This is a genomic window from Herbidospora solisilvae, assembly GCF_009901565.1.
Classification (GTDB): domain Bacteria; phylum Actinomycetota; class Actinomycetes; order Streptosporangiales; family Streptosporangiaceae; genus Herbidospora; species Herbidospora solisilvae.
Genome location: NZ_WXEW01000001.1, coordinates 762012 through 783833, shown reverse-complemented (window position 1 = coordinate 783833; position 21822 = coordinate 762012). Strand labels below are relative to the sequence as shown.

15 protein-coding genes are annotated in these 21822 nt (G+C 73.1%); 7 read left to right on the top strand and 8 right to left on the bottom strand.

Features of this window, described 5'->3' with window-relative positions; all coding sequences use genetic code 11:
• The first annotated feature begins 4 nt into the window (after positions 1–4).
• Genes GT755_RS03375 through GT755_RS03350 form a run of 6 tightly spaced genes read left to right on the top strand, consistent with a single transcriptional unit; the run spans position 5 to position 5709 of the window.
• Complete coding sequence (locus GT755_RS03375; RefSeq protein ID WP_161478195.1) at positions 5–517, top strand: MSMEG_0572/Sll0783 family nitrogen starvation response protein; 513 nt, start codon at positions 5–7, stop codon at positions 515–517.
• The gene (locus GT755_RS03370) at positions 517–1575 is read left to right on the top strand and encodes an MSMEG_0568 family radical SAM protein (RefSeq protein WP_161478194.1); all 1059 of its coding nucleotides are present in this window, start codon (positions 517–519) and stop codon (positions 1573–1575) included. Before GT755_RS03375 ends, GT755_RS03370 begins: the two co-directional genes overlap by 1 nt.
• 4 nt (positions 1576–1579) lie before the next feature.
• On the top strand, positions 1580–3010 hold the full coding sequence (locus GT755_RS03365) for an MSMEG_0567/sll0787 family protein (protein WP_328794148.1): 1431 nt from the start codon (positions 1580–1582) through the stop codon (positions 3008–3010).
• 9 nt (positions 3011–3019) lie between these two features.
• Positions 3020–3844, top strand: coding sequence for a carbon-nitrogen hydrolase family protein (locus GT755_RS03360; protein ID WP_161478193.1), 825 nt, complete (start codon positions 3020–3022; stop codon positions 3842–3844).
• Between the two features lie 3 nt (positions 3845–3847).
• Positions 3848–4669: a carbon-nitrogen hydrolase family protein gene (locus GT755_RS03355; protein ID WP_161478192.1), complete on the top strand. Its 822-nt coding sequence runs from the start codon at positions 3848–3850 to the stop codon at positions 4667–4669.
• Positions 4666–5709, top strand: coding sequence for an MSMEG_0565 family glycosyltransferase (locus GT755_RS03350; RefSeq protein WP_161478191.1), 1044 nt, complete (start codon positions 4666–4668; stop codon positions 5707–5709). Before GT755_RS03355 ends, GT755_RS03350 begins: the two co-directional genes overlap by 4 nt.
• Positions 5710–5763: 54 nt before the next feature.
• Here GT755_RS03350 and GT755_RS03345 read toward each other — a convergent pair whose 3' ends face one another.
• From GT755_RS03345 to GT755_RS03320, 6 genes are all read right to left on the bottom strand, one after another.
• A complete protein-coding gene (locus GT755_RS03345) occupies positions 5764–6270 on the bottom strand; it encodes a hypothetical protein (RefSeq protein ID WP_161478190.1) in 507 nt (168 codons plus the stop codon).
• Between the two features lie 78 nt (positions 6271–6348).
• Entirely contained in the window at positions 6349–7224 is an 876-nt protein-coding gene (locus tag GT755_RS03340; protein WP_161478189.1) for a GerMN domain-containing protein, read from the bottom strand.
• A 141-nt stretch (positions 7225–7365) separates the two neighbouring features.
• Complete coding sequence (locus GT755_RS03335) at positions 7366–8688, bottom strand: CHAP domain-containing protein (protein ID WP_161478188.1); 1323 nt, start codon at positions 8686–8688, stop codon at positions 7366–7368.
• A 69-nt stretch (positions 8689–8757) separates the two neighbouring features.
• Positions 8758–10041 carry a polysialyltransferase family glycosyltransferase gene (locus tag GT755_RS03330; RefSeq protein WP_161478187.1) on the bottom strand — a complete coding sequence of 428 codons (1284 nt, stop codon included), beginning with the start codon at positions 10039–10041 and terminating at the stop codon, positions 8758–8760.
• A complete protein-coding gene (locus tag GT755_RS40905; RefSeq protein WP_161478186.1) occupies positions 10038–10976 on the bottom strand; it encodes a glycosyltransferase family 2 protein in 939 nt (312 codons plus the stop codon). The genes GT755_RS03330 and GT755_RS40905 overlap by 4 nt, the downstream gene beginning before the upstream one ends.
• Positions 10973–13036 (bottom strand): N-acetylneuraminate synthase family protein, encoded by a 2064-nt coding sequence (locus GT755_RS03320; RefSeq protein WP_161478185.1) that lies wholly within the window; start codon positions 13034–13036, stop codon positions 10973–10975. Before GT755_RS03320 ends, GT755_RS40905 begins: the two co-directional genes overlap by 4 nt.
• A gap of 290 nt (positions 13037–13326) precedes the next feature.
• Between GT755_RS03320 and GT755_RS03315 the strand changes: the two genes are divergently transcribed.
• The gene (locus GT755_RS03315) at positions 13327–14244 is read left to right on the top strand and encodes an alpha/beta hydrolase (RefSeq protein WP_161478184.1); all 918 of its coding nucleotides are present in this window, start codon (positions 13327–13329) and stop codon (positions 14242–14244) included.
• A gap of 109 nt (positions 14245–14353) precedes the next feature.
• On the opposite strand, the gene GT755_RS03310 is transcribed toward GT755_RS03315, so the two are convergent.
• On the bottom strand, positions 14354–15829 hold the full coding sequence (locus GT755_RS03310; RefSeq protein WP_161478183.1) for a condensation domain-containing protein: 1476 nt from the start codon (positions 15827–15829) through the stop codon (positions 14354–14356).
• Entirely contained in the window at positions 15826–21627 is a 5802-nt protein-coding gene (locus tag GT755_RS03305; RefSeq protein WP_161478182.1) for a non-ribosomal peptide synthetase, read from the bottom strand. Before GT755_RS03305 ends, GT755_RS03310 begins: the two co-directional genes overlap by 4 nt.
• Between the last annotated feature and the right edge of the window lie 195 nt (positions 21628–21822).

Here is a 21822-nt window from a genome sequence, read left to right as displayed (position 1 = left end):
ACCCATGACTGAACTGACCGATCTGGAGCAGGCCAGCCTCACCGAGATCCCCCACCCGTCGCTGCCCGACGGGTCGAGCCTCTACGGCGAGACGAAGGTCTTCCCCGACTACAAGGCCGAGGAGGGCGAGACCTACTTCACGCTGGTGCACGGCATCGCGCACGAGTCGTCGGTCAGCTTCGTGGCCGTGCTCCAGGCGACCCGGGCGCTCCGCAAGGGCTTCGAGTCGGCCATCTACTTCTATGGACCAGGGTCGTTGAACTGCCTGGCCACCCGGGGCTTCCCGACGACCGGCAACTCGGCGTTCCCCGGTGAGCACAACATCAACAACTCGCTGAAGACGTTCATCGCCGAGGGCGGCAAGGTCTTCTGCTGCCGGTTCGGGTTGTCGCTGCACGGCGCGCGCGAGGAGGACCTCATCGAGGGCGTCATCCCGACGCACCCGCTCGACGTCCAGGACGCGCTGATCCATTACACCCGCAAGGGCGCCGTCATCAACTCGACGTACATGTTCTGATGACCGACCGCGTCTCGACCCGCGTCGACGTGGCCATCCGGGGGGTCCGGCTCGACGCGCCCGTACGGCGGACCGGGGGCGCCGGTCCGTCGGACGACGGGCACCTGCTCGTCGACGGCGCCAACGCCGCGCTGCCCCTCGACCCCGCCAGCCCCTATGTCGTCCGCGACGGGCGGCTCTACCTGGGCGGCACCGACATGGGCGTGGCCGTCCGGGCCGTGCGCCGGCCCCGGTTCTACGATTTGGCCACCGCCGACGGCGTGCCCTACGAGAAGATCGCCAAGCTGCACGGCGCCGACGTGCTGGCCACGACCGTGGTGCAGACCTGCGTGCGGTACGCCGAGGAGGAGCGCTGCCGGTTCTGCGCCGTGGAGGAGTCCCTGGCCTCCGGCGCGACCGTGGCGGCCAAGACGCCCGCGCAGCTCGCCGAGGTGGCCGCCGCGGCGGTCCGGCTCGACGGGGTGCGGCAGATGGTCATGACGACCGGAACCACGTCGGGGCCCGACCGCGGGGCCAGGGTGCTGGCGCGGTCGGTCCGGGCCGTGCTGGCCGCCGTGCCAGGGCTGCCGATCCAGGTGCAGTGCGAGCCGCCCGCCGACCTCGCCTGGATCGCGGAGCTGAAGCGGGCCGGGGCGCACGCGATCGGCATCCACGTCGAGTCGCTCGACGACGAGGTCCGGCGGCGCTGGACGCCCGGGAAGGCGCGCACACCCCTCGCCGACTACTGGGCCGCCTGGGACGAGGCGGTCCGCGTCTTCGGCCGCAACCGGGTGTCGACCTACCTGCTGATCGGGCTGGGCGAGTCGGCCGACGAGATCGTCGCGGGGGCCTCCGAGCTGATCGCCCACGGCGTCTACCCCTTCGTGGTGCCCTACCGGCCGCTCGCCGGCACGCTGGCGCGGCGGGACGGCGTACCGGCGCCGTCGAAGGACCTGGTGCGCGACGTGACGGAGAGAGTGGCCGCGATGTTGCGCGGCGCCGGGATGACCGGCGCCGAACAGGGCGCGGGCTGCGCGGCCTGCGGCGCGTGCAGCGCCCTGGCCACGGCGGGCGGGTGAGGGCGTGACCTCCGTCTGCGACGTGCTGCTCACCGGTTCGGCCGGGCCCGCCGCCGCCCGCGGGCTCGACGTGCCCGCGCTCCTCGGGGCGACCGGGGCCGCGCCCGCCCGGTTCGTCGTCGAGGCGACCGCCGACCGCGGCTGCCTGTACGCCTACCGGCTGCTCCGCCGGCGGGTCTTCGTCGAGGAGCAGGGCCTGTTCGAGGACGACGACCTCGACCACCGCGACGAGGACCCGCGCACCGTCGTGCTGGTGGCCCGGGACGCCTCGGGGGCCGTGCTGGGCGGGGTGCGGCTCGGGCCCGAGACCGACGGGCCCGACATCGGCTGGTGGCGCGGCTCCCGGCTCGTCGTCGACCCGGCGCGGCGCGTGGCCCCCGGGGTGGGGGCCGCGCTGGTCCGGGCGGCGTGCGCGTACGCCGAGGACGCGGGCGTGTTGCGGTTCGAGGCCGACGTGCAGGAACGGGCCGTCCCGCTGTTCACCCGGCTCGGCTGGCGGCCGGTCCGGGCGGTGCGCGTCGCCGGACGGCCGCACCACACGATGCGGTGGCCCATCGGGCGGCTGGCCCGCGCCGCCGAAGGGAAGGCCGCGCTCGGGCCGCTGCTGCGCGGGCTCTCGCCCGGCGGGCGCGGCTGGGTCGGCGACGACGGCGCGCCGGTGCCCGGCAGCGACGTGGTCGCGGCGTGCGACGCGATCCTGCCCTCGATGGTCGAACGCGACCCCGACTGGGCCGGATGGTGCTCGGTGCTGGTCAACGTCAACGACCTCGCCGCGATGGGGGCGACCCCGGTCGGGCTGCTCGACGCCCTCGGGGCCCGCGACGCCTCGTTCGCGGCGCGGGTGCTGACCGGGCTGCGGCGCGCGGCCAGCGCCTACGACGTGCCGATCCTCGGCGGGCACACCCAGCTCGGGGTGCCGGCCGCGCTCTCGGTCACCGCGCTCGGGCGCGCCGCGTCGCCGGTGCCCGGCGGGGGCGGGCGTCCGGGCCATCGGGTACGGCTGACCGCCGACCTCGGCGGCCGGTGGCGCAGCGGCTACACCGGTCGGCAGTGGGACTCCACCTCGACCCGGACGACCGAGGAGCTGCGCGCCATGCTCGGCGCGGTCGGCGCGGCCCGGCCGGCGGCGGCCAAGGACGTGTCCATGGCCGGCATCGCCGGGACCCTGGGCATGCTGGCCGAGGCCGGCGGCTGCGGCGCGGTGCTCGAACCGGCCCGCGTGCCCCGGCCCGCCGGGGTGACGATGGGCGACTGGCTCACCTGCTTCCCGGGCTTCGCCATGCTGACCGCCGGGGGTCCCGCGCTGCCCGCGGGGCCCGCCGCCGGCGCGGAGTGCGGCGAGCTCGTGACGGGGAGCGGGGTGCGGCTGCGCTGGCCCGACGGGGTGGTGACGGAGGGCGTGCACGGCGCGGTCACCGGACTCGGAACGGCCTGAGGAGGACGCATGACCATTCGGCTGGCGGCCGTCGCCGCCCCCTTCGGCCGGGACCTCGACGCGTGCTTCGCCACGATCGGGGTCCTGGCCTCGCAGGCCCGCTCACAGGGCGTGTCGGTGCTGGCGCTGCCCGAGGCGTGCCTGGGCGGCTACCTGGCCGACCTCGGCGGCTCGGCCGCCGGGCCGCCCGCGCTGCGCCGCGACGGCCCGGAGCTCCAGCGCCTCGCCGCCATCGCCGGGGACCTGGTGATCTGCGCCGGGTACTGCGAGGCCGACGGGGACGCCCGGTACAACTCCGTGGTCTGCCTGACCGGTGACGGCGTCCTCGGCCACCACCGCAAGGTCCACCAGCCGCTCCGCGAGGACCGCAGCTACGCGGCCGGCGACGGCTTCACCGCCTTCGACACCCCGGCCGGGCGCATGGGCATGATGATCTGCTACGACAAGGCGTTCCCCGAGTCGGCCCGCACGCTGGCCCTCGACGGCGCGGAGATCGTCGTCTGCGTGTCGGCCTGGCCCGCCAGCCGCACCGACCCCGCGCCCGATCTGGCCGACGACCGGTGGACCCGCCGGTTCGACCTGTTCGACCAGGCGCGGGCCCTGGAGAACCAGGTGGTGTGGGTGTCGTCGAACCAGTCCGGCTCGTTCGGCGACCTGCGGTTCGTCGGCCGCGCCAAGATCGTCGCACCGGGCGGGGAGATCCTCGCCGCGACCGGCGTCGAGGGCGGGGTCGCCGTCTGCGACGTGGACGTGCCCGGGGCGCTGGCCGCCGCGCGGCGGTCGATGGGGCATCTGCGGGATCGCCGTCCCGAGGCGTATGCGGCAGGATCGTGACCCGTGCTCCGCATCGCCGCCGCCTCCGCTCACTTCGGCCGTGACCTGGAATTCGACCTCCAGCGGGTCGCCAAGCTCATCGCCGACGCGCGCCAGGAGGGCGTCGGGCTGCTCGTGCTGCCCGACGCCGCCCTCGGCGGCTACCTCGCCGACCTGCGCCACCCCGACCCGGACGCGCTGCCGCCCGCGCTCGACCCCGACGACGCGCTGATCAAGCGGGTCGCCGGACTGGCCGCCGAGATGGTCGTCTGCGTCGGCTACTGCGAGGCCGAGGGGGAGTCGCGCTACAACGCGGCCGTCTGCGTGAGCGGCGACGGCGTGCTCGGCCGCCACCGCAAGGTGCACCTGCCCGCCGGGGAGGTCGCCGCCTACTCGCCCGGCGACCGCTTCGACGCGTTCGACACCCCGGCCGGGCGGATCGGCATGCTGATCGACTACGACAAGACGTTCCCCGAGTCGGCCCGGTCGCTGGCGCTCGACGGCGCGCAGATCGTCGCCTGCCTGTCGGCGTGGCCCACCAGCATCACCAACCGGGCCCCGCGCATGGCCCAGGACCGCCAGTCGCGCCTGTTCGACCTGTACGACTGCGCCCGCGCCGCCGAGAACCAGGTGGTGCTGGCCTCGTCGAACCAGACCGGCGCGATGGGCGGCATGCGCTTCCTCGGCCAGGCCAAGGTGGTCGGCCCGGGCGGCGACATCCTGGCGCGGACGTGGTCGAAGGCCGGGCTCGCGGTGGCCTCCCTCGACGTGGCGGCCGAGATCGCCCAGGCGCGGCGGGTGCTGCGGCACATCGGCGAACGGCGGCCGGAGGCGTACCGGGCATGAGGATCGCGCTGCTGACCTACTCGACCAAGCCGCGCGGCGGGGTCGTGCACACCCTGGCCCTGGCCGAGGCGCTGGCCGACCTCGGGCAGGAAGCCGAGGTGTGGGCGCTCGGACGCGGCGGCGACCGCCGCTTCCACCGGGGGGTGCGGGTGCCCGTGCACATCGTCGACTGCCCCGACGTGCCCGGCGAGACGGTGGGGGAGCGGGTCCTGCGCTCGATCGACCTGCTGCGCGAGGCCTTCACGTCGTCGGCGTACGACGTCGTGCACGCCCAGGACTGCATCACCGCCAACGCCGTCGGGCGCTGCGTCCGGACGGTGCACCACATCGACCACTTCACCACGCCCGAGCTGGCGGCCTGCCACGAACGCGCCCTGGTCGAACCGTTCGCGCACATCTGCGTGTCGTCGGCGGTGGCGGCCGAGTTGTCGCAGGGGTGGGGCATCTCGGCGTCGGTCATCCCCAACGGCGTGGACGCCGCCCGCTTCGCGACGGCCGACGGATCACCGTGGCGCGCCCGGTTCGGCCGGTACGTCCTGACGGTCGGTGGCATCGAACCCCGCAAGGGCTCCCTCGACCTGCTCGAGGCGCACGCCCTGCTGCCGGAGTATCCGCTGGTCGTCGCGGGCGGCGAGACGCTGTTCGACTACCGGGCCTACCGGTCGGCGTGGGACAGCCGCGCGGCGGAACTGGGCGTCGCGCCGGTCGTGCTCGGCCCGGTGCCCCACGACGACCTGCCCGGCCTGGTGGCGGGGGCGGCGGCGTTCGCGTTCCCGTCGACGAAGGAGGGCTTCGGCCTGGCGGCGATGGAGGCGCTGGCGGCCGGGGTGCCGCTGGTCGTCCGCGACCTGGCCGTCTTCCGCGAGGTCTTCACCGGCGCGGCCCTGTTCGCGACCGATCCCGCCTCGCTCGCGGCGGCGCTGCGGGACGCGGTGACGGTCCCGTCGCCGGAACGGCTCGCCCGCGGGAGGGCGCTGGCCGCCCGGCACACGTGGCGCAAGGCGGCGGAGGCGCACCTGGAGTTCTACCGGGCCCACTGAACGGCCGCCCCGCGCACGAGTGGCGCGGAGCGGCTCCGGTGTTCCGATCGCCGATCAGGCGTCGGCCTCGCAGGCCGTCTCGGTCTCGGCGGTGCACTTGTCGAAACCGCCGACCCCGTTCGCGGTGTCGATTCCGTCGTTGCCCTTCAGGATGTCGTCGTCGGAGCCCCCGTTGAGCCCGTCACGGCCCGGGCCCCCGTTCAGGACGTCGAGGCCCGCGCCGCCCCGCACGGCCGACTGGAGCGCTGTTTCGTTGGTGAACGTGTCGTTGCCCCCGAGCAGCGAGACGTCCAGGAACTGGACGGCGCTGGAGCACTGGGCCACCGTCCCCGACGTGGTACACCCTGCTCCCACGACGATCTGCGAGTTGGAGTCGACGGTCAGCGCCCCCTGGAAGAAGCTGACGTTGACGATGTCCTCGTCTCCGGTGCCGACGATGAAGAGCGTCTTTCCCGAGACGTGGACGGACGTGACCGCCGCCGCCTGCGCGGGACTCGTGACCATCACCAGGCTCGCCGCGGCGAGCGCTAAGGCGGTGAGGACACGCTGTGCGAATGACATGTGATTTTCCCCCGTCTGGTTGGGTTGAGACGGGGTCCAGGAAACCGCGGAAGCCCGCGGCCGTCTGCGGACAAATACTCACGGCTCCAGGGATTCGGGGATCGAGTCGCTGTTGCCGCCCGGCCGCTGGGTCTTGCCCGCCGCGTCGTAGATCTTGACCCACTTCACCGTCGGGAACTGCTTCAGGGTCGCGTTCAGGTGGTTGGCGACGGTGAACGTCGCGCCGCCGCTCTTCACCTTCCCGGTCAGGTAGACCCGGGCGACCTTGTTCGTGACGGTCAGCTTGCTGTAACCGGTCGCGCCGGAGTTCACGAAGCGCAGCCCGCTCGCCCGCTCGGCCGCCGTCGGCCCGGCGAACAGCCGCTGGAGCGCGCCGTGGGCGGTGCTCGGCGGGATCACCGGCCGCGACACCGCCTTGAGCTTCGGCTCGCGGGGCAGGTCGAGGAAGTAGGCCTTCACCGGGACGGTGCGGTAGCCCACCGTGAAGTCGACGACGATCCGGCTCGGCTTGGTCAGCGTGTACATCCGGTAGGGCACCTTCTTGGCCAGCCCCACCCCGAACGACAGGGTCGCCTCCCAGTCGCCCGTGTTGACGACCTGGATGACGCCCGGCAGCGCGTACGTCCGCCGGGAGGCGCCGTAGGTCGAGCCGCCCGTGTCGTCGTGACCCCGGGCGTCGAAGAACCGTAAGGCGAGCTTCGCGGCGCCGGGGACGGGCACGGTGTGGCCCGATCCGTCGGCGATCAGTTTGGGCACGTACTCCGCGATCCGCGTGGGTGGCAGCCCGTTGCGGAACTCGAAGACGAGGCGGTCGACGCCGGGGTGGCGGTCGGCCCTGACCGCCACGAGCTGGGGCACGGCCTTCGCCGTCGCCGAGGCCGGGAGCAGGGCGGCGGGCGCGAGCAGGGCCGGCGCCAGCAGGGCGCCGACGAGAAGGGAGCGGATGCTGATCATGGTCTCTCCGAGGGTTTGTCACGTTCCAGGGACGAGCCGTCCCGGAGCCGGTGGGCTCCGGGCACGACTGACCTTTAAGACGCGGCGAACCGCTCAGGAGTTCTCAGACCGTATGGAGATGTCGCTTCCCGGCAATCTCCGTCAGAACGTCCCGGTGAAGGCCCCCGGGGTCGTCACCCCCGCGCCCGGCCCGAAGGTGTGCCGGACGCCCGTCTTCGTGGTGATGACGTAACCGGTCGCCGTGGCGGCGATGTCGGCCGCCTCCGCCGAGCCCTCCGGCAGGTCGCCCAGGTGCTCGGCGTCGCCGAAGGCGAACACGTTCCCGGCCACGTCGACCATCACGTAGCCCCTGCCGGTCGCGGTGCCAGCCATCGCCACGATCGCGCGCTCGAACGTCGTCGCGTTGCCGTACCACTTCGCCGCGCCGAACGGGTGGACCTGCCCGGCCGAGGTCAGCAGCCAGTAGCCGCCCGTCGTCACCTCGATGTCGACGAACCGCCCGCTGTAGCCCTCGGGCGAGGCGGTGATCCACACCCCGGGCCCGTAGACCTGTCCCGTCGAGGTCGTCACCAGGTAGCCGTTCGGGGCCGCGTCGATCGCCACCAGCTCACCCTCGGCGGTCGCGGGGCGCGCGACGGCGGGCGCGGCGTCGCCGTACGGGAAGATCTGGCCCGCCGACGAGAGCAGCCAGTAGCCGGCGCCCGACGGCGTCACGGCGGCGTCGGTGACGCGGCCCGACACCGCCGGGGCCGGGCCGGGCAGGCCGCCGAACACCTGGCCGGTCGAGGTCACCGCAAGATGGCCCGCGCCGAACGGCCGGGCGCCGCCGCCGTTCACCAGCACCGGGTAGTCGGCCGGGCCGCCGTCGGTCGACAGGATGCCCATGTTCTTCTTCGCGTGCACGACGCCCGCGACGCTGTAGGAGGCCCAGAACGAGTCGAGCCGCCCGCCGTGCCAGCGCATCGGGTTGCGCACCACCTGGGAGTTCTGCCCGACCGTCACGACGTTCCTGGTGCCGTCCTTGTTGACGGTGACGCGTTCGACCACGACCACGTGCCCGGCCGCGCCGCTGCGGTTCATGACGATCATGTCGCCGGGCACGATCGTCTTGATCGAGCCGTTGGCCTGCCGCTCCATGCCGAGCGCCGCCGCCCGGGTGAAGATCTGCGAGGCGATGCCGACGCCGGAGAAGACGCCCGAGTGCCAGCCGCGCCGCAGGTAGAAGCGCTGCGGCAGCTCCACGCACTGCCACCAGTTGTAGGAGACGCCGCCGACGTGCTTCTGGCCGGCGCAACTCGTCGCGGTGCTGGCGCCGCAGACGGGCACGCCGCCGCCGGCGAACCAGGACGTGCCCGCGAGTCTCAGCGGAGCCCCCGCCGCCGACGCCTCGGCCGGCACGGTGGGGGCGAGCACGCCGGCGGCGGCCATTCCGCCGGCGATGATCTGTTTGAGAGGGGTGGACATACGGCAAGGGTGCCGAACCCTCACGTCACAGAATGTGTGGAATACCCCTTTGGTATCACCCGGAACCGATCAGCCTTTGACGATCTGCTTCAGCCGGGCCAGCCCGCTCTTGGGGGGTTGCGCGGGCGGCGGCGCGGGCTTCTCGATGATGCCCAGCGCCTCCAGGCGCTTCTTCTTGAAGTAGCGCATCGGGCCGTTGGCCTTGACGTACGCCTCGGCCGCCGGCCGCAGCGCCGGATGGGCGGCGCTCTGCATGCAGTAGGCGACCGCGTCGACCAGCCCCGCCAGGTCGGCGACCGCCGGTTCGGTCAGGGTGCCGTCGGCGTCGAGGCGGGGGACCGACGCGTCGACGATCGTGACGGGCACCCGGTTGCTGTTCTCGTACGGGGTCAGCCGCTCCAGCAGCAGGTCGGAGCCCACCGTGGCGACCGGGAGGCCGAAGAAGCGGCGGGCCGTCATCAGGGCCGTGGAGAAGCAGCTCACCACCAGGCGGGCGCGGCGGGTCGCGAACAGGACCTCCGCCGGGACCTCGTCGGGGGCGACCGTCAGGCTCGCGTTCAGGCCGGCCGCGATCTGGGCCAGCTCGCGGCCCTGGCGGCGGCCCGCGGCCGGGTGGGGCTTGAAGACGATCGAGCGGTGGCCGCGCGCGACGACGCCCCGGACCATGTCGGCGTGGAGCTTGAACTCCTCGTCGGGGGTGAGGATGCCGAGCGACGAGAGGTACTGGCCCAGGACGATCGCCTCGCCCTCCGGCATCGGGCCCGCCGCCGCCGCGACCCGGCCGACGACGTCGGTGAACGCCTCGGAGGGCAGCGCCCGCGCCGGCACGCCGTACTCCCGGAGCAGCAGGGGAGTCAGCCCGGGGACCAGGTCGAGGTGCAGCAGCCGGGTGATGCGCTGGGAGATCTCGCCCGGGAGCACGTCGCGGGTCGGGCTGTGGGCCATCAGGCCGTCGGAGTAGATCGTCAGCATGGCGTCCTTGAACAGGCCCGGCAGGGCCCGCGCGGGCGGCACGATGACCGACTCCAGCACCATCTCCTCGATGTGCTCCAGGCCCATCGCCTTCTGGAGCAGGCGGCCGAGCATCGGCGTCTCGATCGACCGGGGCTTCCAGTCGGACGGGTGGAGCGGCGCGATGATCTCGTTCCACGAGACGATCCGGTCGAAGCGGTCGCGCAGCGCGCCGAACCCGGGCGCCTCGTCGAGGCCCAGGGCGGCCTCGGGGACGGCGGCGTTGTTGGTGACGATCAGGACCCGCTCGGCGGCGCCCGGCGGCCCGAAGGCCCCGGCGTCGACGGCCGCCGCCAGGGACATCGCGCCGAAGAACCGCGAGGCGTGGAAGACCTGCGTCACGTGACCTCCAGGAGCCGGGCGACGAACTCCCGGCGGTCGGGCTCGATGGCGTCGAAGCTCTCCCGGACCATCGCCTGGGGCAGGCGGCCGAGCCGGTCGGCGCCGCGCGCCTCGAACGTCGCCAGGATCTCGGGCGTGAACCGCTCGTTGTTGGCGAGGTGGTTGGCGAGCAGCGCCAGGAAGGTGCGGACCGCCTTCGGCAGGAACCGCTCCTCCACCTCCTCGAAGACCAGGTCGAAGGCGTCGAAGAAGTGGAGCTGCCGCTCGTCGCCGATCTGGGTGAGCGACTGCGGCACCCCGCGGCGGTAGAAGACGCCGGCCAGCGAGACCGCCGCGAACGACCGGGCCCGCTGGTGCAGCCGCCAGATCCACGGCCGGTCCTCGGCCGTGTGGAGGCCGCCGGGGAAGGTGAGCAGGTCGCCCAGCGACTCGCGCCGGTAGACGCCGGCCCACGCGTAGGGGTAGTCGACCATCGTCTTCGCGTCGGGCGGCATGATCGAGTCACGCGGGTCGAGCACCACCCCGCGCCGGGCGACCGGCGCGCGGTGGGTCTCTCTCTTCAGGCCGTTCACCTGCACGTGGTCGACCCGCACGAAGTCGCAGCCCAGGCCGTCGATCGCGGCGACCAGGTCGGCCAGGTAGCCCCGGCCGATCCAGTCGTCGCCGTCGAGGAAGGTCACGTAGCGGCCGGAGGCCAGCTTCAGCCCGGTGTTGCGGGCGTCGGCCAGCCCGGCCGGCACCTGGTTGCGGATCAGGTGCAGGCCGGGGAGTTCCGCGCGGAACTCGTCGGTGATCGCGCCCGTGTCGTCGGCCGAGCCGTCGTCGACGACGATGTACTCGAAGTCGGCGCGCTGGTTGCGCACCAGCGACGTGAGGGCGTCGGCGATGAAGGGAGCGCCGTCGCGGACCGGGACGATCACCGAGAGGCTGATCACACGGTCACCCTGCGCAGGCGGGCCCGGGGGGCCTCCTCGCCGGGGAAGACGCGCTTGACGCCGTCGCCCAGGGCCTTCTCGATGATGCGGATGTCGCGGACGAGGTGCTCCAGGCCGCTCGGCTCCAGCGAGGCGGCGTGGTCGGAGCCCCACATCGTGCGGTCGAGGGTGATGTGGCGCTCGACCGTGACGGCGCCGAGGGTGACGGCCGCCAGGGAGATCTGCAGGCCGCGCTCGTGGCCCGAGTAGCCGACCGGGACGCCGTAGCGCTCGCGGAGGGTCTGGATCGTGCGCAGGTTGGCCTCCTCGGGAGGCAGCGGGTAGGTCGAGGTGGCGTGCATCATGACCAGGTTCTGCGTGCCCAGGATATCGACGGCGGCGTCGATCTCCTCCAGGGTCGACATGCCGGTCGAGAGCAGGATCGGCTTGCGGGTCTCGGCCAGCGCGCGCAGCAGCTCGTGGTCGGTGATCGACGCCGAGGCGACCTTGTGGGTCAGCACGTTCATGTTCTCGAGGAACTCGACCGACGGGACGTCCCACGGCGAGGCGAACCAGTCGATGCCCTTCTGGGCGCAGTAGAGGGCGATCTGCTGGTATTCGTCCTTGCCGAACTCCGTGCGGATCTTGTACTCCATGTAGGTCATCTCGCCCCACGGCGTCTGCCGGATCTGGGAGCGCTGCTCCATCGGCACGCAGATCTCCGGCGTGCGCTTCTGGAACTTGACCGCGTCGCAACCGGCCTCGACGGCCACGTCGATCAGCTTCTTGGCGATCTCGACGTCGCCGTTGTGGTTGATGCCGATCTCGCCGATGACGTAGACCGGGTGGCCGGCGCCGAGCAGCTTCTCGCCGATGGCGACGGCCTTCGGCTCGACCGTGACGGTGCGGAACCGGGAGGCGGGGACCGGGGCGGGCGCCGGGGCCGGGGCCGCGGGCCGGGCGGCGAGCACCCGGTCGGCCAGCTCGCGGACCGCGCCGGCGCCGCCGCCGTGGGTCAGCACGACCCGGGCGGCCTTGCGGACTTCGGCGTGCGCCTCGGGGACGGTGACCGGCCAGCCGACCAGCGCCATGCAGCCGAGGTCGTTGACGTCGTTGCCGACGTAGGCGACGCGCTCGGGGTCGAGGCCCTCGATGGCCAGCCAGTCGGCCAGCGCGTTCTGCTTGGCCGACAGGCCCTGGAGCACGGGCACACCGAGCTTGCGGGCGCGGGCGGCCACGACGGGGTTCTGCTCGGTCGACAGGACCAGCACCTTGACCCCGGCGCGCAGCAGCAGCGAGACGCCCATGCCGTCGGCCCGGGAGACCGAGACCATCTCGCGGCCCTCGGAGTCGACGAACGCGCGGTCGTCGGTGTGGACGCCGTCGAAGTCGGTGACCACGGCGTCGACGTCGATCGGCAGCGGCGTGTCGACCACGTGGGCCAGCGCGCGCACGATCTCGAGGTCTTCGGGGGTGTCGATCTCGTGGGCGGTCACGCTCTTGACCGGCTGCACGGCGACGGTGCCGAAGAAGCGGTGCCCGGCCTCCAGGAAGCCCTGGGCGCGCATGGCGTAGAAGGCGCCGGTCTCGCGGAAGTGGGGCTCGCGGTCCTGGCGGCGCGGGCGGGTCGCGGGGTCGTGGTTGACGCCCTCGCCCGCCTCCGTCCAGATGAACTCGTAGGTCTCCAGACCGGAGAACACGACGTCGGCCTCGCCGGACAGCACCTTCGCGACGGCGGCGTCGACGTCGGCCGGGTCGATGAACGCGCTGGTGCACTGGACGAGCAGCACGACCTCGGGGGTCTCGCCGAGCGAGGCCAGGGCGTGCAGGACGGCCGACTCGCTCGACGCGGTCGAGCCCGCGATGTCGGCCGGGCGGTCGACGACGCGGGCGCCGGCGGCCTCGGCGGCGGCGGCGATCCCCGCGTGGTCGGTGCTCACGACCACGGTGTCGACGGACTCGGCGCGGACGAGCGCGCTGACGGCCCGGGAGACGAGGGGGATTCCTCCGACCCGCTCCAGGTTCTTCAGCGGAACTCCCACCGAACCACCGCGGGCGGGGACAACGGCCAGGACTCGCACGGGTCAACTCCTCAAAGGGCGGTAACCCCCCAGGGATGGGGGTCCCAGGAAACCTAGTCACGAGTGTGACCTGAATGGGGGTGCTGAGCTTAACGGTTATGAACGTGCATGTTAACTTTCCGTGCCGTTGGCATCACTTTGATCTCTGTGACCGCTCTGACCGGCCGCTTTTTCCCGGCGTTTCAGGGGGTATCGCGGCGTCGGCTACGCGGTTTACCCATAAATCTGGACCCCTACCCAAATGATCAAAATTTAGATAGAAGTCACATATGAGACGTATTTTGCTGGCGGTGAGTTTACCTCTGGTTCTCCTCACCGCCGGATGCTCCGACGCCCCTCAGGAAAGGCAGGACCCGTTGACCACCGCCCTCACCCCCCGCGTCGCCGACACCGTCGCCGTGGACGACCGCCAGGACGCCCTGACGATCGCCTCGGCCGCCCTCGGCCGCGAGGCACAGGTGCGGGTGCTCAAACCGGCGGGCTGGACGAAGGGCTCCACCGGCTGGCCGGTCCTCTACCTGCTGCACGGTTGTTGCGAGCCGACCCCCGACACATGGCTGACCAAGGGCGACGCGGCGAGGGTGACCGAGAACCTGAAGGCGGTCGTGGTCGTCCCGGAGGGCGGCACCGACGGCTGGTACGCCGACTGGCTCGACGGCCCCGCCTGGGAGACCTTCCACCTGAAGGAGATGCTCCCGCTGGTCGAGGACCTCTACGGCGTGGGGGAGCGCCGGGCGATCGCGGGCCTGTCGATGGGCGGCCATGGCGCGATGGGCTACGCCGCCCGCAACCCCGGTCTCTTCGAGGCGGCGGCGTCGTTCTCCGGCGTGCTCGACATCCGCATGGACGTGCCCGGCTTCTCCTCCTTCCTGAAGGACAACGGCGCCGACCCCGACCAGTTGTGGGGCCCCCTGCCCGCCCGCGAGGACAACTGGCGCAACCACAACCCCGCCGACCTCGCCCCGCGGTTGACGGGCCTGCGCCTCTACGTCTCATCGGGCAACGGCGAACCGGGCGAACTCGACGAGGGCGGCGGCACCGACTTCGGCGAACAGTCCATCCTCCGCCAGAACCAGCGTTTCCTCCGCGCCGCCGGAATCGCCGGCCTGACGGTCGAAACCGACCTCTACGGCAACGGCAAACACGACTGGCCCTATTGGACCCGCGCCCTCGAACGCGCCCTTCCCACCCTCCTGCCGGAAGCCTGATTCCGCTCTACAAGCCTTTCCGTTACGGCTCCGCCCGGCCGGCCACCCGACGACGTGTGGCCGCCCGACCCGCCCGCGCCTTTCCTGGATTTCGGGCAGAAGGCTTCCCTCAGCGGCCGGAGCCCTCGGCTCCCGCCACGACATAGTGGCGCGGGGTGATCGCCCCCATTCGGCCAGGGAGCAGGCGGAGGCATTCGGTGTGCAATTCCGCCGGGGTCATCGGCGTTTCCACCCGGCAGACAAGATCGGCGCCGATCGACGCGGGAATGCCGCAGGCGTCGGTCACGAGTTTCGTCACTTCCGGCAATGAGACCCATTGGCCATCGGTGAACACCCAGGAATCGTCCCGCTCAATCGGTGCAATTCCTGAAATTTCGGAAATGTCGGAGACATTTCCGTCCCCGGCGGCGATCAATATCCGCGCGATTCCCTCGCCGAGCAGAAGCGCGTCCTCCCGGGGCAGCACGCGCGGGTCGGCCCACAGGGTCAGGTCGAGTTCGCCGTGCAGCCGGTGCACCCAGAGCGCCGTCCGGCACGGCAACGTCGCCTCCGGCAGCCACGTCGCGCGGACCTCGTCGCCGGCGGTCGCCGGGCGCCCGTTGCGGCCCGTGCCGCTCATGTCGTTGAACACCAGGTCACGGGCGAAGAACACGCCCCGCTCCCGCTGCACCCGCTCCATGATCGAGATCAGCGCGTCCGCGTCGAAGCGGCTGTTCTGGTACGCCCCCAGCGTCGCCCCCCGCACCCCCGCGAGCACCTCCTCGAAGGAGGCCGACACGGGCACCGGGACCAGGGCGTCCTGGGCCAGCGGCCCCACGTACGAACGCAGGTCGGGCCGGAACCGGTTGGCCGAGATGGACAACACCCCCGTCAGCGGCAGCCCGCCGCGCAGCCCGGACAGGGCCGCGTAGGCGGCGAGCACGGAGGCGGAGCCGCTGACGCCCGTCCGGGCGGAGATGCGGGCCAGCGCGCGGGCCGCGCCGGCCGACCGAATCCGCAGGCGGGGCAGCCGCCACTCGTGGCCGGTGTCGTCGACCGAGGCGGTCAGCGTCGAGCGCGGCACCCGCGACAACGCGCCGTCCCAGTAGCGCAGCGCCGCCTCGGCCCGCTTGCGCCCGGCCGGCGAGGTCTCGGCCAGGGCGACGTCGACGGGCTGCGGCGCGGTGACGGGGTCGAGCGGCTTGCCGACGACGATGTCGTCCCAGTCGGCCAGCAGCACGGCCAGCCCGGCGGCGTCGGCGGCGCTGTGGGTGGTCACCAGCGTCACCTGGTCGCCGGACACCCCGACCCGCAGCGGCAGCTCGTTCTCCACGTCGAAGCGCGCCGTGTGGTCGGCTTCGGCGCCGAGCGCGATCACGCCGGAGCCGTGCACCCGCTGGACGTCGCCGTGGAAGGTGGTGCGCAGCGACTCGTGCCGCGCCACCAGCGTCCGGACCGCGTCCTCCACCGAGGCCCCGGCGGGCAGGCCGCGCACCACTCGGTAGTTCATGTGCTCCGGCGGGTCGGTGCGCACGCAGCGCACCATGTTGGCCTGCCCCATCGTGAGCGGGCCCTCGCGGGCCGGCAGCCCCGAGAAGGCGGTCACTGGGGCGTCCCGTGGACGAGCGCGGCGGCCTCCTCGTCGGAGAGCTCGTCGAGCTCGGCGACGATCATCTCCTCCAGCACCGCCGCCAGCTTCTCCACGGTCGGGCAGTCGAAGATGACCCTGATCGGCACCTCGATCCCCGTGATGGCCTTGATCCGGGCCAGCGCGCGGGCCGCCAGCAGCGAGTGGCCGCCGATGGCGAAGAAGTCGTCCAGGGCGCCGACCCCGGTGAGGCCGAGCACCGAGTCGTACACCTCCGCGACGAGCGCCTCGGCGTCGCCGCGCGGTTCGACGTGCCCGAGCGAGGCGCCCGCGTCGGGCGCCGGGAGCGCCCGTTTGTCCACCTTCCCGTGCGGGGTCAGGGGCAGCGCGTCCAGCCACATCCAGACCGAGGGCACCATGTACGCCGGCAGCGCCTCCGACACCCATTCGGCGAGGTCGGTCCGGGTCCCGGTGACGTAGGCGACCAGCCGGTCGGCGTCGGCGACCACCACGGCCCCGGTGACCGCCGGATGCGCGGTGAGCCGCAGTTCGACCTCGGCCGGTTCGATCCGGTGCCCGCGCACCTTGACCTGGTCGTCGATCCGCCCGAGGAACTCCAGCCGCCCGTCGGCCAGGAACCGGGCCCGGTCGCCGGTCAGGTAGACCCGCCCCTGCGGGGTGGGCCGGAACCGTTCGGCGGTGAGCGCGGGCCGGTTGAGGTAGCCGTCGGCCAGGCTCGGCCCGCCCAGGCAGAGCTCGCCGGGCATGCCCGGCGGCACCGGACGCCCGTGGGCGTCCAGCACCAGCACGACCACGCCGCCGACGGGCCGCCCGATCGACGGGCGCTCCTCGTCGCCGGTCACGTCGCCCGCCGTCGCGATGATCGTGCCCTCGGTCGGGCCGTAGGTGTTCACCAGGCGCACCGTGTCGCCGAACCGCTCCCGCCACCGGGCCACGGCCGCCCCGCTCAGCTCCTCGCCGCCGACGATGACCAGCCGCAGCCCCGGGGGCATCTCGACGTCGAGGGTGACCAGCTCGTGGAAGTACGCCGTCGGCAGGTCGAGCACCGTCACGTCGCGCCCGCGCGGCGAGGCCAGGAACTCCGGCAGCGTCAGCGGCCCGCCGGGCAGCAGTTCGAGGGTGGCCCCGGCCGCCAGCGCCGGATAGATCTCCTCGGCGTGGGTGTCGAAGGAGTAGGCCGCGAACTGCACCACGTGGTCGTCGGGCGTGAGCCCGTATGCCTCCCGCATCCACGTCACCCGCGTGGCCAGCGCCCGGTGCCCGACCACGACGCCCTTGGGGGTGCCGGTGGAGCCCGAGGTGAACAGCACGTAGGCGGCGTCCTCGTAGCTCCCCCCGGCCGCCTCGGCGCGCAGGAACGCCTTGCGCGCCTCGGGCAGCGCCGGGTCGACCGGCAGGTAGGCGGCCCCCGAGGCCCAGGCCGCCAGGAGCGCCCCGATGCCCTCGGGGGTCCGGTCGAGCCCGACCTCCCGGATCGTCCGCCCGTTCTCGTGGACGGCGATGGGGAGCTCGCCGTAGGCGACGGCGCGCCCGTCGGTCCGGACGGCCACCGCGCCGGGCCGCTCGGCGATCTGCCGGGCGATCATGGCGGGCACCCGTTCGGGGTCGGGGACGGCGGGGCCGTGCCCGGCCTCGTCGAGGAAGGCCCGGTCGGCGTCGGTCAGCAGCGGCAGCTCCGACAGGCGGCGGGCGGGGTCGGCGGCGACGCCGAGCAGCAGCGTGCGCAGCCGCTCGGCCACGCCCCGCGCGGTGGCGGCGTCGTAGAGGAGGGTGTCGTACTCGAGCTGGACGTGCAGGCCCTCGGCGTCCTGCCAGGCCTCCAGCAGCAGGTCGAACTTGGCCTGGGCGTGCCCGGACGGCAGGTCGGTCACGGTCAGGCCGGCGAACGGGCGCGGCACCCGGCCGGTCTCGTGGGTGTGCAGGATCGCCATCGTCTGGAAGACCGGCGTGCGGGTCAGGTCGCGCTCCAGCCGGAGCTCGGTGACCAGTTTCTCGAACGGCACGCCGCGGTGCTGGAAGGCGTCCAGGACGGTGGTGCGGGTGGCCCGCAGCAGGTCGGTGAACAGCGGGTCGCCCGACAGGTCGCCGCGCAGCACCAGGATGTCGGTCAGGTAGCCGATCACCGATTCGAGCGCGACGGTGTCGCGCCCGGCGTTGGAGGTGCCGACGAGGATGTCGGTGTGCCCGGTGTGCCGCGCCAGCGTGGTCTGGTAGGCGGCCAGCAGCGCCATGAACAGCGTCACCCGGTTGTCGCGGGCCAGCGCGACCAGCCGCTCGGTCTCGGCGAGCCCGACGCGGAAGGTGACCGTGGCGCTCGGCCCGGCGTTGCCGGTGCGGGGCCGGTCGGGGTGCAGGTCGAGCGGGGTCGGCGCGGCGAGCTGCCGCCGCCAGTAGTCGACCGCCGGGCCGGCGTCGCGGGCGCGCTGCCAGACCGCGACGTCGCCGAACTGGAGCGGCACCGGCGGCAGCTCGACGCCGGAGTAGGCGTCGGCCAGCTCGTCGAGCAGGATGTTCAGCGACACCCCGTCGCCGGTGACGTGGTGGGCGACCAGGCAGAGCACGTGCCCGTCGGGCACCTCGACCACGGTGACCCTGATCGCCGGTCCGGCGGTGAGGTCGAACGGGGTGTTGACCCGGTCGGCGACCGGGCGCGCGGCGTCGTCGGCGGCGATCCACTCGATGACCGGCGTGGTGTCCAGGATCTCGACGACGGGCTCGCCGTCGACCGCCGGGAAGCTCGTGCGGAGGATCTCGTGCCGCCGGGCGACCGTGGTCAGGGCGTCCTGCAGCCGGGCGCGGTCGAGGTCGCCGGCCAGGTGCCGGACCATCCACATGTTGAACCCGGCGTCGGTGTCGGGGTGCAGCCGGTTGAGGAACCAGAGGCGCTCCTGCCCGGCCGACAGCGGCGGCACCGTCCCGGCCGGGCGCGGCCGGGGCACGTGGTCGACCGGCGGGCGGGCCGCGTCGACCTGGGCGGCCAGCCCGGCGACCGTCGGGTGCAGGAACACGGTGCTCACCGGCAGCCGGACCAGCAGGCGCGCGATCACCCGGGTGGCCAGCAGCGAGTGCCCGCCCAGGGCGAAGAAGTCGTCGTCGCCGCCCGGCAGTTCGGTCTTGAGCACGTCGGCGAACACCTTGGCGACCAGCCGCTCGGTCCGCGTCCGCAGCACGCGCGCCGGCGCCTGGGCCGCCTCGGCCCTCGGCAGCGCCTTCCGGTCGACCTTCCCGTTGGGGGTCAGCGGCAGCGCGTCCAGCACGACGACCCGGCTCGGCACCATGTACGCCGGCAGCACCCGCCGCGTCTCGTCGCGCACGGCGGCGGCGTCGCCGGTGACGAACGCGACGATGGTGTCGTCCTGGACGGCGCACACCGCCTGGCCGACCCCGTCGATCGACTCCAGCACGGTCTCGATCTCGCCCAGCTCGATCCGGTGCCCCCGGAGCTTGACCTGGTTGTCGGTGCGGCCGAGGAACTCCAGGGTCCCGTCGCCGAGCATCCTGACCAGGTCGCCGGTGCGGTAGAACCCGTCGGGCGTGAACCGCTCGGCGGTCAGCTCCGGCCGCTCGTGGTACCCCAGGGCCACCCCGAGCCCGCCGATGCGCAGCTCCCCGGGCACCCCGATGGGGGCCAGGTCGCCGTCGGGCGCGACGACCCGCACGACCGTGCCCGGCGTCGGGCGGCCGATGCTGATGGCCTCGGCGCCGCGCGGGACGTCCCAGGTGGTCGAGTAGATGGTCGTCTCGGTGGGCCCGTAGCCGTTGATCAGGCGGCGGGTGCGGGCGGTCAGCTCCCCGGCCAGCTTGGGCGGCAGGGGCTCCCCGGCGGTGATCGCGGTGACCGGCGGCCAGTCGGCGGTGAGCAGCACCCGCCAGCCCGACGGCGTCGCCTGCACGTGGGTGACCCCGTGGTCGCGGATCAGGTCGGCGACGACCTGGGCGTCGCGGGCGTCGTCGGCGAACACCACCCGCCCGCCGGTGATCAGCGGCAGGAACAGCTCGACGGCCGAGATGTCGAACGCGGTGCTGGTGAGCGCCAGCCACACGTCGCCGGGCGTCGACCCGACGATGTCCCGCATGCCGAGCAACAGGTTCGCCAGCGCGGGGTGCGGGACGACCACGCCCTTCGGCCGCCCGGTTGACCCCGAGGTGTAGAGAATGTAAGCGGCCGCGTCAGGGGAGGTCGGGGTGAAGTCGGCCTCCGGGACGACGAGATCCTCGTCGCGCAGCACGACCTCCGCGCCTGAATCTTTCAGAATGTATTCAACGCGCGCCTGCGGATAGGCGGGGTCGACCGGCAGATAGGCGGCCCCCGCGAAGTGGGCCGCGAGCATCGCGACGATCGTCTGCACGCCCCGCGAGGTCCTGATCGCGACCAGCCGCGCCGGCGGGAGCGAGGCGGCCACCGACGTGGCCCAGCGGAGCAGCTCGTCGTAGGTGACGTCGTCGACGGCGAGCGCGTCAGGGGTGCGCCGGGCCTGCTCGACGAACAACGAGGTCCAGGTGGCGACGTGGTGACCGGGGGCGCCCTGGCCCTGCTCGGTCAGCCAGGCCCGCTCCTCGTCGGGCAGCAGGTTCACGGTGTCGAGCGGCCGGTCGGGGTCGTCGAGGAGGGCGGTCAGCAGGGTGGCGAATCTGGCGCCCATGCGCCGGGCCGTGGCCTCGGTGAACAGCTCGGTGGAGTAGATCAGCGAGCCCGTGATCGAGCCGTCGGAGTCAGGCCACAGATCGAGCGAGAGGTCGCAACGGGCGCCGGTCCAGCCGCTCGGGAACGACTCGGCGTCGAGGCCGGGGAGCGGGCTCGGCACCGTGTCGGCGGTGTAGCTGTGCAGGGCGAACATGGTCTGGTAGACCGGGGTGCGGCTCAGGTCGCGGGGCAGCCCGAGCTCGGCGATGACGCGCTCCAGCGGCACGTCGGCGTGGGACATGGCCTCGATCAGCGTCCGCCGGGTGGCCTTGATCGCCTCGGTGAACGTGCCGGCCGGGGCTAATCGGAGCGGCAGCATGCTGGTCAGGTGGCCGATGACCTGCTCCAGGCCGACGTGGTCGCGGCGGGAGACCGGAGTGCCGACGCAGAAGTCGTCCTGGCCCGAGTGCCGCGCCAGGAACACCGCGAACGCGGTCATGTAGAGCATGAACGGGGTGGCCCGCATGCGCCGCGCCGTCTCGGCGGCCCGCTCGGCGGTCGCCGCGTCGATCTCCACGATCACCTCGGCGCCCGCGCCGCCGCGCCGCGCCGGGCGCGGCAGGTCGGTCGGCAGGTCGAGCACCGGCACCCCCTGGAGCCGCTCCACCCACCAGCCGGTGTGCCCCGCCTCGGGGGCGTGGACCTGCGGTGTCAGTGGTGGGAGCGCTCCAGTTCCGCCGTACGCGTCGGCCAGCTCGCGGGCCAGCACCGCCACCGACAGGCCGTCGGCGATGATGTGGTGCAGCGCGATGGCCAGCACGTGGTCGTCGGGGGCCAGCTCGATCAGCACGACCGTGATCGGGGGTTGCGACAGGTCCATCGGCGTGTTGGCCAGCTCGCGCACCATCTCCCGCGCCTCGTCGGCGTCGGCCGCCCTGACCTGGGCGATCGGCACGGGGCCCGGCGGCAGCACCTCGGCCGCCGGGGTGGGGAAGCGGGTGCGCAGGTTCTCCTGCCGGGTCGCCGCGGTCTCGAACGCCAGGGCCAGCCTCGGGACGTCGAGGGGGCCGCGCAACCGGTAGGCGTGGCAGGTCGTGTAGGACGGGTCTGCGGGGTCGAGCTGGTGCAGGAACCACAGGCGTTCCTGGGCCGGGGAGAGGGCGCGAGCCAAGGGGGGAACCGCCAAACTAAAACTGGAAAGTTTGCTTACAGTTAGCGAGATCGCCGTCAGTGAACCACGCGGACGGAGGGGCCGACAAGCCCTCGTCCCGGTCATTGTCTGCACGTGGCGGGCGTGCGAGACTGACGATCTCCGCCCAACTGTAAAGACTATTTACAGTAAGGGAAATTGACAAACCGTCGTCGG